Origin of the sequence: Euryhalocaulis sp., assembly GCF_013911995.1 — a bacterium.
Taxonomy (GTDB): domain Bacteria; phylum Pseudomonadota; class Alphaproteobacteria; order Caulobacterales; family Maricaulaceae; genus Euryhalocaulis; species Euryhalocaulis caribicus.
Genome location: NZ_JACESD010000027.1, coordinates 22,130 through 37,435 on the forward strand (window position 1 = coordinate 22,130; position 15,306 = coordinate 37,435).

The window sequence follows — 15,306 nt, forward strand, 5'->3', positions numbered from 1 at the left end:
GATGTCTGGTGATGGGCGAACCCACAATGGCGATATTGCCGCCCTTATTTCCGTCATGGCGCGCCTGCGCGATCCGGAGGCCGGCTGTCCGTGGGACGTCGAGCAGACTTACGAGACCATCGCGCCGTACACGATCGAGGAAGCCTATGAAGTCGCCGACGCCATCCAGCGCGGCGATCTGACAGACCTCAAGGAAGAGCTCGGCGATCTTCTGCTTCAGGTCGTTTTCCATAGCCGCATCGCCGAGGAAGCCGGTGAGTTCGCCTTCCCTGACGTGGTCGAGGCGATCGTCGACAAGATGGTGCGGCGGCATCCGCACGTTTTCGGCGACGACACCGTGCGCGATTCCGCGGCACAGACACGCGCCTGGGAGGCTCAGAAAGCCGAGGAACGCGCGGCGAAGGGCAAGGATGACAGCCTTCTGGACGACGTGCCGGCCGCCCTTCCCGCCCTGTTGCGCGCCGTGAAACTTCAGAAGCGCGCCGCGCGCGTGGGCTTTGACTGGCCCGAAACGCGGCAGGTCATGGACAAGATTCACGAGGAAATGGCTGAGCTGAGCGAGGCGGTCATTGAGTTGGAAGACCCTGCCAAAATTGAGGAAGAACTGGGCGATTTGCTGTTTGTGTACAGCAATCTGGCGCGTAAACTGAAAGTCGATCCGGAACATGCGCTCCGGCAGGCCAACGCCAAGTTTGAACGGCGGTTTCACTATATAGAGCGTGCGCTGGCCGATCAGGGCCGCACGCCCGATGATGCGACACTGGACGAAATGGAAGCGCTCTGGAACGAGGCCAAGAAAGCCTAGTTCAGCCGCGTGATTTCAAGATCCGGGAATTTTTGCCGGAACTGGCCGGCCGCCGCCGGATCCAGCCGCGCGGTCAGCCGCGTTATTCCGCCCTCTCCCGTTACCCCTTCATCCAGCACTTCGCCATGCTGGAACAGCCAGGCGCGAGCCGCCGAGTCGTGCGGGCCGGCGACGATTTCGATCTCATGCGCCTGGCGGGCCAGCATTTCTTCAATCAGCTCAAGCAGAGCATCTATATTCTCGCGCTTTTCCGCACTGATCGGAACGGAGGGAATATCCGCGCCGGCGGCGCGGGCCTTGATGAAACGCTGATCCTCTTCGTCCAGCAAATCGGCCTTATTCCAGGCTTCCATGATCGCCTGTCCGGACTCCGTCCCGGCTTCCAACGTCGCCAGAACCTCCATCACGTCTTCGGCCTGTTCGTCTGTATGCGGCGAGGAAATGTCGCGGACATGGATCAGGAGGTCCGCCTCCTTGATCTCTTCCAGCGTGGCGCGGAACGCCGCGACGAGGTCGGGCGGCAGGTCCGTGATGAAGCCCACAGTGTCCGACAGGATGATGCGGCGGCCATGCGGCAGGTCCACCACCCGCAGCGTGGTATCCAGCGTTGCGAAAGGCATATCTTTCGCAAGCACAGATTCCCCCGTCAGATAATTGAAAAGCGTGGATTTTCCAGCATTCGTGTAGCCAACCAGCGAGACAACGGGATAGGCGCTGCGGCGGCGGGAATCGCGATGCAAGCCACGCGTGCGGCGCACCTCTTCCAGCTCTTTTCGGAGCTTGATGATGCGCTCGGAAAGCAGGCGGCGGTCAGTCTCGATCTGGGTTTCGCCCGGACCGGCGATAAAACCCTGCCCGCCCCGCTGACGCTCAAGGTGAGTCCAGGTTCGCACAAGGCGGGACCGCTCATACGCCAGACGCGCCAGTTCCACCTGGAGCGAGCCTTCTCGGGTTCTGGCCCGCAGACCGAATATTTCCAGAATCAGACAGGTGCGATCGATGACCTTGGCCTTCCAGGCCCGCTCCAGCGTGCGTTGCTGACCCGGAGAGAGATGAGCGTCGACGATGACCAGGCCGACATTCTCGTCCTCGGCCATTTCGCCGATTTCGTCCACTTTTCCGCGGCCCAGAAGGGTCGCCGCGGAAGGTTTGCGCAATGGCGCCTCGAACGCGGAAACGAGATCCAGCTCCAGCGCCTCGGCCAGGCCTGCGGTCTCTTCGAGCCGCGAACGTGTCTCTGCAGGAATGTCCTCAGGAAAAACCGGGAGAACCAGAAGCGCGCGATCCCCAATACGATCGGTCATGTAAGGCTATCAGCCCTCATCGCTCTCCTGCGCGGTTTCCGCTTCGAACATCTGGACCGGCTGGGCCGGCATGATGGTCGAGATGGCGTGTTTGTACACCAGTTGGGATTGTCCATCGCGGCGGAGCAAAACGCAGAAATTGTCAAACCATGTGACGACGCCTTGCAGCTTTACGCCGTTGACGAGGAATATCGTCAGCGGCGTGCGCGATTTGCGCACCGCATTCAAAAAAGCGTCCTGTAAACCCTGTTTCTTGTCGGTCGTCATCGTCTCAGCTTGAATCCCCTCGCCCTGCAAGCTTTTGATTGGTAAAGCGGCTTGCGAAGAACGGCAACCGTTTCCGGAACGAATTAGGCGTTTAGAGCCAGTTTTTCGTAACCTTGTCGCAGCGCAACACTGGTTTCACCCGGCCGGCCGTCGCCAATCTGCGCGCCATCGATGGAAATTACGGGCATGACGAAGGATGAGGCGCTGGTCATGAACGCTTCCTTGGCGTCCATCGCCTCTTGCGGCGTGAAGGCGCGCTCTTCCACGGTCAGGCCAAGTTCGCCGGCAATGCGCAGGATGGCCGCGCGCGTGACGCCCGCCAGAATATTGTCGGTCACAGGGCGCGTAACCAGCACATCCCCGGAAGCGACGATCCAGGCGTTGGAAGACGAGCCTTCGGTGACATAGCCGTCGGCATCCAGCATCCAGACCTCGAAAGCCCCCTGCTCCCGCGCGTGCTGTTTGGCGAGAATATTGGCCGTCAGGCCGGTCGTTTTGATATCACAGCGTCCCCAGCGGATATCGGGCGCGGTGACGACCGAAACCCCGGCCTTTGCGCGGGCGTCCGCCTTGTGCTGTGGAATATGCTTGGCTGTTGCGATCATCGTGGGCGTGGCCTGCGCCGGGAAACCGTGGTCTCTGGGCGCGACGCCGCGCGTAACCTGCAGGTAAAGCAGCCCGTTTCTGATGCGGTTTCTCCGGCGCAGCTCTTCCAGCGCAATCATCAGCGCTTCACGCGTGACAGGAAACGCGATGCGCAGCTCGCCCAGAGAGCGGAACAGACGATCCAGATGGCCGGGCGAGTCCATAAGGCGGCCATTGCGGACGCCCCAGACCTCGTAGACGGAATCGGCGAATTGCAGGCCGCGATCCTCAATTCCCACACAGGCGTCCCGGTGCGGCGTGAACGCGCCGTCCACATAGGCGATACGCGGCATCTAGCGTCTCCAGAGTCCGGGCGCGAGGGCGGCCAAAGCGGCGAGAACCTCCATGCGCCCAAGGGCCATTCCCGCCGACATAACGGCGCGCGCGCCGCGGGTAAACTGGTTGAAATCGGCGTTCTCGGCGGCCGTCGCGTAGAGCAGCGGTCCGGCGTTGGAAAGCGTGGCGACCGCCGCAGGGAGCGCGATGTCCAGCGGCTCGCCCATCGTCGCGATTCCAACGATCAACGCGCCCAGAACCGCCGTATAGCCGAGAAAATAGATCCAGAGGCTGACGAAGGTGCGGTCCGGAACCACCCGGTCGCGGAAATGAACCAGCTGGATGCTGGACGGATGGGAGAGCTTGCGAAGCTCCGCCCGCGCGTGACGGACCAGAAGCAGGACCCGGATGATCTTCACCCCGCCGGCGGTCGAAAGCGCAGACCCTCCGATCAGGACCGCCGCCATCAGGAGCGTCGGCGGCAATGCGCGCATGGCCTCCAGATCCGCGAAGCGTCCAGATGTGGAGATCAGGGCGGCGGCGTCGTGAAAGGCGATGGAGAGCCGACCGAAGCTGAGGCCGCTGGACATGAAAACGAGCAGGACAAAAATCAAAAGGATACCGCCCGAAAGCGCGCGCGTTTCGGGGTCGCGCAATATGTCCCTGCGCATGACATTGTCGCGGTAAGCCTCCCAGAGGAGCGCGTAATTCAGGGAGCCGGCGAACAGGGCGAGCCCCAGAACCATCAGCCCCGCCCCCGAGACATAGTCTGGAAGCGCCGCGCCGCGTGGCGCGCCGCCGCCGGTTGCGGGCGCGGACAGAGCCAGGCAGACGGCGTCAAACAGGGTCGAGCCGGAAACCGCCAGGCCAATGAAAGTGACCAGCGTCACAATGCCGTAGATGACGCCCGCAACGCGCGTGATGTGGGAGAAGCGCTTGAACAGCCCTTCCTTGTCCAGGGTGAACAGCGTGGAGCGGTGAACGCCCGGCCCGGTCAGGTTCAGCGCCACCAGGATAACCAGAATCATCAGGATCGACAGATAGCCGCCGCCCCATTCCAGAAGCCCGCGCCACAGAATGATTGATCTGGGCGCGGTGTCCGGATCGATGAGACTGGCGCCCGTGGTGGTGGCCGCCGACATCGCTTCGAAAAAGGCGTCGTCGAAATGGATGATGGCGCCCTGCCCCAGAAAGCCGAACGCGGCGATCGCCGGCGCAATGGTCCAGCCCAGAAGCAGCATCGCCACGCCTTCGCGCGGGCCGGTATTGGTTTGCAGATTGCGGCCGAGAAGAAAGCCGGAAATGCCCAGAAAGAGCGACAGCAATCCGGTGGCCGACAGGGTCAGGGCCTGCGGGCGCTCATTCACGGCCGCGCCGAACAGCGCCGCGATGAAAGCCAGTGCGGCCAGGACGACAAGAATGCCGCCCAGTCCCCTGAAAACGCTAGCGAATGCCATGGAGCCGCCGCGCCATCAGAAGAATGCGGCGCTGACGCGGAACATGCGCTCGACCGCGGAAATCTGGCCGCGTTCGGAAAACACGATGACGCGGTCGTCTTTCTTGATGCTGACATCCTCGCGCCCCAGCAGCACCTTGTCCTTGCGGACCACGGCCCCGATCACGACGCCATCGGGCAGATCCAGTTCGCCAATGGTTTTTCCGACCAGGGGCGATGTTTCCAGCGCCACGCCTTCCAGGATCTCACCGCCGCCATCTTCCACCGAATAAAGCTCTGTAATCCGGCCTCTGCGGACATGCTGAAGAATGGTCGAAACTGTGATCGTTCGGGGATCGATGAACACGTCGACGCCGAGGGATTCCTTCAGCGGCTCATAGGTGCGGTCATTGATCAGGCAGAGCGTGCGCTCCGCCCCTTCCCGCTTGGAGATCACGGAGGAAAGAACATTGACCTTGTCGTCATTGGTCAGGCTGATCGCGACTTCGGCGTTTTCCACGCCCGCCTCGTGCAGCATGTCGCGGTCCAGTCCGTCGCCGTGCAGGACGACGGTGCGGTCCAGCGCATTGGCGGCCATTTCCGCCGCGCCCTTGTCGGACTCGATGATCTTTGCGCGAACGCCGCGCGCTTCCAGTTCTCCCGCGACAAAAACGCCGATATTGCCGCCGCCCACCAGAATGACGCGGCGGGCGCGGGCCACATCGCGCCCGAAAATATCCAGGGTTCGGGGGGCGTGATCGCGATCCGTGACAATGTAGAGATCATCGCCCGATACCAGCACGTCATCGGGCTTGGGCGTGAACAGGCGGCCATCGCGCACGACTCCGGCGACCAGCGCCTTGAGGTCCGGGAACAACTCCTCGATCTGCCGCACAGTCGTGTTGTCCAGCGGCGAGTCGGATGGCAGGCGGACGCCCAGAACCAGAACCCGGCCATTGGCAAAGGGCAGCGTGTTGAATGCGCCGGGCGTTTCCAGCCGGCGCAGGATGGCGTTGGCGACCTCAAGTTCCGGCGAGATCACCACGTCGATCGGCATGTTCTGACGCGCAAACAGATCCTGCCAGGCCTTGTCGAGATACGCCTGTGACCGGACGCGGGCGATTTTTGTCGGGGTCGAGAACAGTGAATGCGCGACCTGACAGGCCACCATGTTCACTTCGTCCGAATAGGTGACGGCGATGATCATGTCGGCGTCCTTGGCCCCGGCGCGCTCCAGCACGTCCGGGTGAGAGCCGTGGCCGACCACACCGCGCACGTCCAGATCGGTCGTGAGGCGGTCCACCAGTTCGGCCGACACATCCACGACCGTCACGGTGTTGCGCTCCTGCGCCAGTTCCCGTGCGATTCCGTAGCCGACGCGTCCCGCGCCGCAAACGACAACTCTCATCGGTGACCCCTGCCCCTAGTTCTTCTGGCGGTCGCGGCTCTGCGGCGTCACGCCGAGGCTTTTCAGCTTACGATGCAATGCCGACCGCTCCATGCCGATAAATGACGCGGTCCGCGAAATGTTTCCGCCGAAACGCGAAATCTGCGCCACCAGATATTCGCGCTCAAACTGTTCGCGCGCATCCCTCAACGGCAGGGAAATCAGTTTTTCCGATCCCGCCTCGCCGCCGGATTGTCCTTCCGGGGCCACGCCCGACGGCAAGGAATCCAGCGTGATCGGGCTGCCAGGCTCGCCGCCGGCCAGGATCAAAAGCCGCTCCACATTATTGCGCAGCTGGCGCACATTGCCGGGCCAGTCATGGGCTTGCAGCGCAGCCATCGCGTCCGCGCCGATCAGGCGTTTGGGCAGGCCGGAGGCGGCGGACAGGCGCGTGATGAAATACTCCACCAGTTCCGGCACATCCTCCCGCCGTTCGGCAAGCGGCGGCATCCCCACCGGGACCACGTTGAGCCGGTGATAGAGGTCTTCCCGGAAATGCCCGGCCTGTATCTCGGCGCGCAGATCCTTGGAGGTCGACGAAATGACGCGGACATTCACCTGTACGTCGCCACTACCACCCAGACGGTGGAATCGCTGGTCGACCAGAAGCCGCAACAGTTTGCTCTGGGTTTCCAGCGGCATGTCGCCGACTTCGTCCAGATAGAGCGTGCCGGCGTGCGCCAGCTCAAACAGACCCGTCTTGCGGACGCGGCCGGAATTGTCCTCCTCCCCGAACAATTCCAGTTCGACGCGGTCGGGCGCCATGGCGGCGGCGTTAATGGCGACAAAGCGCGCCTCGTTGCGCGGAGATTTTGCATGGATTAGGCGGGCACAGAGTTCCTTGCCAGAGCCTGCCGGCCCTTCGATCATCACCCGGCTGTTGGTTGGGGCGACCTTGTCGATGAGTTGGCGCACCTGTCCGATAGCCTGTGAGGCGCCAACAAGCTTGTGTTCGCCGCGGCTTTGTTCGCGCAGTTCGGCGTTTTCCAGTTGCAGGCGGTTCGCTTCCAGCGCGCGTTTAAGAATAACAATCAAGCGATCGCTTTTAAAGGGCTTTTCGATAAAGTCGTATGCGCCGCGCTGGATCGCGGAGACGGCCGTGTCGATGGTGCCGTGGCCGCTGATCATGATGATGGGGAGCAGCGGGTCGAGCGATTTCAGCTCGCCAAGCAGATCCAGGCCATCGCGGTCGCTGCCCTGAAGCCAGACATCGAGAATGACAAGCGCGGGCTTGCGGGAACGCACCTGCTCCATCGCCTGATCGGCGTCGCCGGCCGTGCGAACCTCATAGCCCTCGTCTTCCAGAATACCCTGTACGAGTTCCCGGATATCGCGTTCGTCGTCTACAACCAGAATGTCGGCAGCCATGATTGACCTGCCCTTTCGTTTATACCGCGGCCGCTTCGCCGGCGGCTGTCGCTTGTGTTCTTGAATCGACCAGCGGGAAATTGAGGCGCACAACCGCGCCGCGCCCGCCGCTCTCGGGCTCGTCCAGCTCCAGCGCGCCCGAATGGTCTTCCATGACGCGCTTGACGATTGCGAGGCCGAGCCCGGTGCCTTTCTCGCGCGTCGTCATGTAGGGCTCGGTCAGGCGCTCCCGCGCGCCTTCCGGCCAGCCAAGGCCGTTATCCTCGACTTCTATGCAGCCCATGCCGTCCGCTTTCGACAGGCGAACCACCAGCCAGCCGGTCTTGGGCCCCTCGCCCAATTCGAGCCGCGCGGCCACGGACTCCGAAGCGTTCTTGAGAACATTGGCGAGCGCCTGCGAGGCCAGCCGCTCGTCGCACAGCACCATGATTTCCTCATCCGGCGCCTCCAGCTCGACCTTGACGCCGGGACTGGCGACGCGGCGCGCGAACGCCGCCTCCTTGGCCAGGGCCTGCAGCGAGGCCGGCTCTACGTGAGGCGTCGGCATACGCGCGAAAGACGAGAATTCATTGACCATGCGGCCAATATCGTTGACCTGACGGATGATCGTGTCCGTGCAGTTGTCGAATATCTCGGTGTCCTTGCCCTCTTCGGCCGGACGGAAACGGCGTTTAAGGCGCTCGGCCGAGAGCTGGATCGGGGTAAGCGGGTTCTTGATCTCATGGGCGATGCGGCGCGCCACGTCCCGCCAGGCCGCGTTGCGCTGGGCCGTGATCAGGCGGGAGATATCGTCAAACGTGATCACGACGCCGCCCGAGGACGCCGTGTCGGCGGCGGCGCGGGCGTTCAGCGTAATGACCGAGCCGTCTTTGGAAATCAGCTCGATCTGCGCTTCCGCCATGTCCCGGCCGCGTTCGCCGGCGCGAACCGCGAGGTCATTAAGCTGGGGCGCCACCTCCGCCAGCTTGCGCCCGACCAGCCCGTCCTTCTCTTGCCCGAGCAGCTCTTTTGCTGAGCTGTTGGCAAGAGTCACGACGCCATGCGCGTCAATTGACATGACGCCGGCGCTCACCCCGCTGAGCACGGCCTCGATCAGGCGGCGGCGGGCGTCCGACTCGTCATTGGAGGCAATCAGATCGTGACGCTGCTCCTGAAGTTGCCGCGTCATCCTGTTGAAAGCACGGGCCAAAGCCGCCAATTCGTCCTGTTGAACGCCAACATTCACGCGCGCGGTCAGATCCCCGCGGCGGATCTGGTCGGCGGCGTGGACCAGCTTGCCGACCGGCGTGACAACGCGCCCGGCGGACGCCAGGCCGAGCCAGACCGCCCCGGCCAGAACTAGCAAAGTCGCCTGCGCGTAGATCAGAAGGAAGAAGAGCTGGATCCTTCCGCGCTGGCTGCGCGCGGTGCGGAAATCATTGATCGCGGCCTGCGCGCCCAGAAGCGCATCGAACAGCGACTTGTTCACGTCCGGCAAGGCGTAGAGATAGGCGTCCGGATAGGCTTCCAGATCAAAAAGGGCCGAGATCTGGCGTTCCGCCTCGTTGGTGCGAATCAGGATGTCGTCCTGCGCGTTGCGGAAATCCTCCTGCGAGGGCGCGCGGAAATCCGGCGCCACCTGCGATTCCGCCGAGGCGAGTATGTCCCCATTTGAATCGACAAGATAAGCAGCCGTGAAAGCGCGCAGACGCGCCTGCCCTTCCAGGAACGCCTGAAAGGCGTCCGGCGAGGTCTGGAGCGCGTCGCGGACATTCTGCTGGTTCAGATCGGCAGCCGTGGCGGCCATATCGATCTGGGTCTGTTCGATGATCTGGTCGAGATAGAAACGGGCCGTATCAGCGGAGCTTTCGACGGACGCCTCGACCCGCTCGCCGAACCAGGTTTCCAGACCGCGAGTCAGAAATCCGCCGAAGAACAGGGCGATCAGAACCGCCGGAACAACGGCGGCGAGGCTGAACAGCATCACAAAACGCCGGTGAAGCTTGGGCGCGGGTTCGCCGATGCGAGTCGGGAAAATCAGGCTGCGCATCCGCCACAGGGTCGCCCCGGCGAGGAAAAAGGTCAGCGCGAAATTGATCCCGATCAGCCAGAACACGACCGGGCTGGCCGGCCCGGCATCACCAAACAAGGCAATGATCGCGGTCAGCGCCGTTAGCACCGCCGAGGTCAGAAACAGCGCAAGCATGGCCCCGGCCTGAAGAGGCGAAGCGGCTTGCGGTAGAGAAAAACGTCTTGAGAATGCCACAGGCGCTCCCGCGTTGTGGCATATATCCAACATTAAACGGGGCTTTCCTGCAACAGTCTGTGTCGCCTGTGCCCAGTCAGGCTGCAGTCAGCGCGCCCTGGTCCGTTTCCGCCGGATCAAGGGCGGCGAGCGCCTCCAGCACCGCGGCGGGGCTGTTCAACCTGCAGATCCGCTTGCGTATCGCGACGCGGAGCGTTTCAGGCGCGTCTTCATAGGCATGGTCGATAAACGCCGCGACATGCTTGCGCGCCATGCGAACGGCCAGCGGCTCCCCGTAAAGCGCCAGCATGTCTTCATATTGTGCGATCATGCCGCCAAGACAGGCTTCCCAGCCCGGCGCCTGAAAATCATCGGCGCCGGCTTCAAGCGCCTGGGCGAGCGCGGCGGGCAGCCACGGCCGCCCCGTTGCGGCCCGGCCGACCATGACGGCGTCAGCGCCGGACTGGTTCAAGGCTTGCCGGCAATCGTCCAGCGTCGCGATATCGCCGTTTACAACGACAGGGATGGATACGGCGTCCTTCACGTCGCGCACCGCCCGCCAGTCAGCCTGCCCCTTGTAGAAATCCTGCCGCGTGCGGCCGTGCACGGTTACCATCTGCACGCCGGCCGCTTCCGCGCGCCGCGCCAGTTCCGGCGCATTCAGAGAATCCCGGTCCCAGCCGAGCCGCATTTTAAGCGTCACCGGAACCGGTGAGCCGGCCAGCGTCGCCTCGACAAGGCTCATGGCGTGATCGAGATCGCGCATGAGGGCGGAGCCCGAGAGCGCGCCGGTCACCTGACGCGAGGGACAGCCCATATTGATGTCGATGACATCCGCGCCGGCCTCGGCGGCCAGCCGGGCGCCCTCCTCCATCCAGTGCGCCTCACGGCCGATCAATTGAATCACAAGCGGATTGATCTGGCCGCCGCCCGCCGCGCGGCGCAGAACGTCGGCGCGGCCTTCGGCCAGCATCTCGCACGCCACCATTTCGGAAACGACCAGTCCCGCACCGAACCGGGCCGCCTGTTTACGGAACGGCAAATCGCTGACCCCGGACATGGGGGCCAGAAAAACGCGGTTGGGCGTTTCGATATCTGCAATGCGGACAGTCATGATCTTGCGTTTGTGGATACACCGGAAAGGATGCAATTTGCACCACCCGCGCCAGATCCGGCGCAGCCCTGACCGCACAGGAGATGTCATCGCGTGAGCGCAGCCGCAATCATCGTCGCCGCCGGCAAGGGCGCGCGCTTTGGCGACCCGACGCCCAAGCAATTCCTGTCGCTTGCGGGAAAGCCGGTGCTGCGCTGGAGCCTGGAACTGTTCGGCCTGACCCGGCCCTGCGCGCGGATTGTTGTTGTATGCGACCCTGACCGGGCGCCGGAAATCGAAACGATGGCCGCGGGGCTGAAAACCCCGGTCGAGACCGTTCCGGGGGGCGAAACGCGAACGGCGTCGGTACGCGCGGGGCTGGAAGCGATGCGCGCCGATCCGCCGGACATGGTTTTTATTCATGATGCGGCGCGGCCCCTGGCCAGCCCGTGGCTGATTGACGAGCTGTCCGCCGCCCTGAACGACGCCTCCGCCGCCGCGGCCGCCCTGCCCGTCCGCGATGCGTTGAAACAGAAGGCGGAGGGGCTGATTGGCGAGGAAATGGACCGGGAGAGCTTGATGGCGATGCAAACGCCGCAGGCTTTTGCCTATCAGGCGATCATGGACGCCTATGATGCGTTACCGCCTGACGCCGCCCTCAGCGATGATGTCGCCGTGGCGCAGCGCGCCGGGATGGAGGTGCGCGCCGTCCCTGGCGACCGGATGAACTTCAAGATCACCGATCCGCAGGACCTGGCCATGATGGAGGCGCTAATGAACGCAAAGTCTGCAATGCGCGTGGCTACGGGACACGGATTCGACGTCCACCAATTGATTGAAGGGGACGGCGTTACTCTGTGCGGGGTGCATATTGATTGCGACAAGCGGCTGAAAGGCCATTCCGACGCCGATGCGGGTCTGCACGCGATTTGCGACGCCATGCTGGGCACGATTGGCGCCGGCGATATCGGACAGCATTTTCCGCCCAGCGACGAGGCGTGGCGTGACGCCGACTCCGCCGCGTTTGTAACTCATTGCCTGTCCCTGATGCGGGAGGCCGGCGCGCGCCCGAGCCATTGCGATGTGACGCTGATCTGCGAGGCGCCGAAAGTCGGCCCCTACCGGACTGCGATGCAGGCGCGGGTCGCGGAACTGCTGGGCCTGCCTCTGAGTTTGGTGAACATCAAGGCGACGACGACTGAAAAGCTGGGCTTTATCGGGCGCGGCGAAGGCGTCGCGGCCGAGGCGATCGTCACGGCAGAGGTCCAGAGACGAGATGTTTGACGAGGCTCTGATTTCCAAGACCCAGCGATTTCTGGAAAGCGCCGAGGCGCAGGGCGTGCGCGTGATTTGCGCCGAAAGCTGCACGGGCGGCCTGCTGGGGGCGCTTCTCACCCATTCCGCCGGCGCGTCCGCTGTCATGGAGGCGAGCCTGGTGACCTATAGCAATGAAGCGAAAGCGGCCCTGTTGGGCGTTAAGCCCTCAATGCTGGCGCGTCACGGCGCGGTGTCGCCCCTGGTGGCCAAAGCGATGGCCGAAGGCGCATTGGAGCGCAGCCCGGAAGCGGCGCTGTCCGTTTCGATTACCGGAATTGCCGGGCCGGATGGCGGAACGGAGCACAAGCCCGTGGGGCTGGTCCATTTTGCCTGTGCGGCGCGCGCCCGTGAAACGGTCCAGCTTGAGAAGCGCTTTGGCGAGATTGGCCGGACAGAAGTGCGGATCAAGAGCGCCGAAGCGGCTCTGAATATGCTGTCAGACGGTCTCGACCGTCTCCGCGGCTAGGTCCAGTTCCGGCTTGCCGACCGTTTCGTAACGCCTGTCCGCTTCCTGTTTGAATGCGTCAAGGATCATACCCGCGGCGCGGTCCCGCGCGCCCTCGAACAGCATTTTGAGGACCTTGTTACGGAATTCGTATTCGACGCAGAAATCGATCAGCGTCGAGCCATCCGAAAGTTCGTGGAAGCGCCAGTGATTGGCCAGCGCCTCGAACGGCCCTGACAGGTAAGAGACATCGATGACGCGGTTCTTCGGGTCCAGTTCAACCTGCGTGGCGAACCGCTCGCGGATGAACTTGTAGCCTACGGAAGCTTCCGCCTTCATGGACCGCGTTCCGTCTGGATTCTCCGTATTCTCACGCACGCGCATGGCGGCGACAAACGGCACGAAATCCGGATAGGATTTCACATCCGAGACCAGCGCATAGAGATCATCCGGGCTGTGGCGGATCCGCCGCTTTTCCTCATGCATCGGCATGGAAGATCAGGCGCGCCCGGCCGCCAGCTGCGCTTCCCGCGCGGCGCGCATTTTCTCGAAATCCTCGCCCGCGTGATAGCTGGAGCGCGTCAGCGGCGTGGCGGAGACCATCAGGAAGCCCTTGGACCTGGCTATGGTTTCCAGCGCCTTGAATTCCTGCGGCGTCCAGAAACGGTCGATCGCGGCGTGTTTGCGCGAAGGCTGAAGATACTGGCCGATGGTCAGGAAATCGACGCCGGCGCTGCGCAGATCGTCCATGACCTGCATGATCTCTTCCTTGGTCTCGCCAAGTCCGACCATCAGGCCCGACTTGGTGAACTGGGACGGATCGCGCTCTTTCACTTTCTCCAGCAGGCGGATGGAGTGGTAATAGCGCGCGCCGGGACGGATCTTCAGATAGAGCCTCGGCACGGTTTCCAGATTGTGGTTGAACACGTCCGGCTTGGCGTCGATCACGCGCTCAGCCGCGTGCGGCTTGCGCAGGAAGTCCGGGGTCAGGATTTCGACGGTCGTGCCGGGAGACTGCGTGCGGATTTCGTCGATGACGCGCTCGAAATGCTCGGCGCCGCCATCGTCAAGATCGTCGCGGTCGACCGATGTGATCACGACATGTTTGAGGCCCATCTTCACGACGGCGCGGCCGATCTTGGCCGGCTCTTCATCGTCCAGCGCGCCGGGCAGGCCGGTTTTCACGTTGCAGAAGGCGCAGGCGCGCGTGCAGGTATCGCCCAAAATCATGAAGGTCGCATGTTTCTGCGACCAGCACTCGCCAAGGTTCGGACAGCCCGCTTCCTCGCACACGGTGACGAGGCCTTCCTCCTTCACCGCCTTGCGCGTCTCCGCCACGCCCTTCCCGGCCGGCGCGCGGACGCGAATCCAGTCTGGCTTGCGCGGAACGGGGGTGTCGGGCCGCTTCTGTTTTTCAGGGTGGCGAACCGGCGCGGCTTTCGCCTTGTCGAGATTGTCGATGATCACTGCCATAGTGACGCGAACATGGCGCGCATTGCCCCGTGGTTCAAGCGATCACCACGGGGCGTATGCACGAAAGACAGGGCGCTATGCGCAAATGCGCAGGGCGCTAGTTTTTCTTGATAAGTCCAAGAATGAACAGCAGCAGGATCGCGCCCAGCGTGGCGATGACCAGCTGGCCGATGATTCCGCCCCAGGCGATGCCCAGCAAGCCGGCGATGAACCCGCCCAATAGCGCGCCGACGACGCCGACGACCAGATTCACCAGGATGCCGTGATCGCGTTTCATGACCTGTTCTGCGATCCAGCCGGCCAGGATGCCGATCAGGATGAAAATCAGAAATTCCATGTCGATTCTTCCCTCATGTTTCTTATGACGTTCAGTCTGACCTGTAAGAGGTCCGGACGCCAGTTAGTTCCAAAAATTGGAACGTGACGGGACCGCCATATGTTGAGTCACAAAGATGACATCCGACTTGCCCCTGCGAGTGCGGAAGGTGATAAGATTTAAAGAGATGACCGACGGAAACAGTCGGCGCGGGAGGATGCATGAAACGCCCATACAGCTACGATGAGCGGCGGACCCATACGACCATTACGGGCGCGCTCTTGCGGGCGCGCAAACGCGCCGGCGGGAAATACACCGCTATCATCGACGCCGATGACCGGAAGCTTTCCTACGACGATCTGGTAAAGGCGACTTTCGCGCTGGGATCGGCGCTGGCCGGCCTGACCGAGAAACGCGAACGCGTGGGCGTCATGCTGCCCACCGGCGCGGGGGCGGTGATCGCTACCTTCGCCCTCAGCGCCTATGGCCGCGTTCCCGCGATGCTGAACTTCACCGCCGGGGTGCGCAATCTTCGCTCCGCCCTGAAAACCGGAGAAATCAAGCGCATCGTAACCGCGCACCAGTTCATCGAGAAAGGCGGATTTGAGTCCCTGATCGAGGCTTTGGGGCAAGAAGCGGAAATTATCTATCTGGAGGACGTGCGCGACAATCTGGGCATTCGCGACAAGGCGGCGGCGCTGGCCGGCCTGTATGCACCGGACCTGATCCGCGCCAAGACCGATCATGACGAAGAAGCCGTCATCCTGTTCACTTCCGGCACCGAAGGCGATCCAAAAGGCGTTGCGCTGAGCCACAAAAACCTGGTCGCGAACGTCGAACAGATTATCGCGCATGTGCCGGAGCTGATGGAAGACGACATCATCTATAATC

The 15,306-nt window shown here is 63.0% G+C and carries 15 protein-coding genes; 4 read left to right on the plus strand and 11 right to left on the minus strand.

Translation table 11 applies throughout. The features are described 5' to 3' along the window. Position 1: 1 nt before the first annotated feature. The gene (mazG, locus tag H2040_RS08670; RefSeq protein WP_287156820.1) at positions 2-805 is read left to right on the plus strand and encodes a nucleoside triphosphate pyrophosphohydrolase; all 804 of its coding nucleotides are present in this window, start codon (positions 2-4) and stop codon (positions 803-805) included. Here the strand turns inward: mazG and hflX are convergent. From hflX to dusB, 8 genes are all read right to left on the minus strand, one after another. Next, positions 802-2,109: a GTPase HflX gene (gene hflX, locus H2040_RS08675; protein WP_287156821.1), complete on the minus strand. Its 1,308-nt coding sequence runs from the start codon at positions 2,107-2,109 to the stop codon at positions 802-804. The genes mazG and hflX overlap by 4 nt on opposite strands. Before the next feature lie 9 nt (positions 2,110-2,118). After that, positions 2,119-2,376: an RNA chaperone Hfq gene (hfq, locus tag H2040_RS08680; RefSeq protein ID WP_287156822.1), complete on the minus strand. Its 258-nt coding sequence runs from the start codon at positions 2,374-2,376 to the stop codon at positions 2,119-2,121. 83 nt (positions 2,377-2,459) lie between these two features. Next, positions 2,460-3,314: a D-amino-acid transaminase gene (locus H2040_RS08685; RefSeq protein WP_287156823.1), complete on the minus strand. Its 855-nt coding sequence runs from the start codon at positions 3,312-3,314 to the stop codon at positions 2,460-2,462. After that, on the minus strand, positions 3,315-4,754 hold the full coding sequence (locus tag H2040_RS08690) for a TrkH family potassium uptake protein (RefSeq protein WP_287156825.1): 1,440 nt from the start codon (positions 4,752-4,754) through the stop codon (positions 3,315-3,317). A 15-nt stretch (positions 4,755-4,769) separates the two neighbouring features. Then, on the minus strand, positions 4,770-6,140 hold the full coding sequence (gene trkA, locus H2040_RS08695; RefSeq protein ID WP_022697811.1) for a Trk system potassium transporter TrkA: 1,371 nt from the start codon (positions 6,138-6,140) through the stop codon (positions 4,770-4,772). A 15-nt stretch (positions 6,141-6,155) separates the two neighbouring features. Further along, positions 6,156-7,547 carry a nitrogen assimilation response regulator NtrX gene (gene ntrX, locus H2040_RS08700; protein WP_022697810.1) on the minus strand — a complete coding sequence of 464 codons (1,392 nt, stop codon included), beginning with the start codon at positions 7,545-7,547 and terminating at the stop codon, positions 6,156-6,158. A gap of 19 nt (positions 7,548-7,566) precedes the next feature. Continuing rightward, positions 7,567-9,732 carry a sensor histidine kinase NtrY-like gene (locus H2040_RS08705; protein WP_287156834.1) on the minus strand — a complete coding sequence of 722 codons (2,166 nt, stop codon included), beginning with the start codon at positions 9,730-9,732 and terminating at the stop codon, positions 7,567-7,569. A gap of 136 nt (positions 9,733-9,868) precedes the next feature. Next, positions 9,869-10,885 carry a tRNA dihydrouridine synthase DusB gene (gene dusB, locus H2040_RS08710; protein ID WP_287156836.1) on the minus strand — a complete coding sequence of 339 codons (1,017 nt, stop codon included), beginning with the start codon at positions 10,883-10,885 and terminating at the stop codon, positions 9,869-9,871. Between the two features lie 93 nt (positions 10,886-10,978). Here dusB and H2040_RS08715 point away from each other — a divergent pair, with 93 nt between their 5' ends. After that, on the plus strand, positions 10,979-12,148 hold the full coding sequence (locus H2040_RS08715) for a bifunctional 2-C-methyl-D-erythritol 4-phosphate cytidylyltransferase/2-C-methyl-D-erythritol 2,4-cyclodiphosphate synthase (RefSeq protein WP_287156839.1): 1,170 nt from the start codon (positions 10,979-10,981) through the stop codon (positions 12,146-12,148). After that, positions 12,141-12,647, plus strand: coding sequence for a CinA family protein (locus H2040_RS08720; protein ID WP_287156840.1), 507 nt, complete (start codon positions 12,141-12,143; stop codon positions 12,645-12,647). The genes H2040_RS08715 and H2040_RS08720 overlap by 8 nt, the downstream gene beginning before the upstream one ends. Here the strand turns inward: H2040_RS08720 and H2040_RS08725 are convergent. The 3 genes from H2040_RS08725 to H2040_RS08735 form a co-directional block, all read right to left on the minus strand. Beyond that, complete coding sequence (locus H2040_RS08725; RefSeq protein ID WP_287156842.1) at positions 12,618-13,118, minus strand: type II toxin-antitoxin system RatA family toxin; 501 nt, start codon at positions 13,116-13,118, stop codon at positions 12,618-12,620. The two genes, H2040_RS08720 and H2040_RS08725, sit on opposite strands and share 30 nt — an antisense overlap. A 6-nt stretch (positions 13,119-13,124) precedes the next feature. Further along, a complete protein-coding gene (gene lipA, locus H2040_RS08730; protein WP_022697804.1) occupies positions 13,125-14,099 on the minus strand; it encodes a lipoyl synthase in 975 nt (324 codons plus the stop codon). A gap of 97 nt (positions 14,100-14,196) precedes the next feature. Further along, entirely contained in the window at positions 14,197-14,436 is a 240-nt protein-coding gene (locus tag H2040_RS08735; RefSeq protein WP_022697803.1) for a GlsB/YeaQ/YmgE family stress response membrane protein, read from the minus strand. Between the two features lie 200 nt (positions 14,437-14,636). On the opposite strand from H2040_RS08735, the gene H2040_RS08740 reads away from it, so the two are divergent. After that, a partial coding sequence (locus H2040_RS08740) for an AMP-binding protein (RefSeq protein WP_287156847.1) occupies positions 14,637-15,306 on the plus strand: 670 nt, incomplete at its 3' end.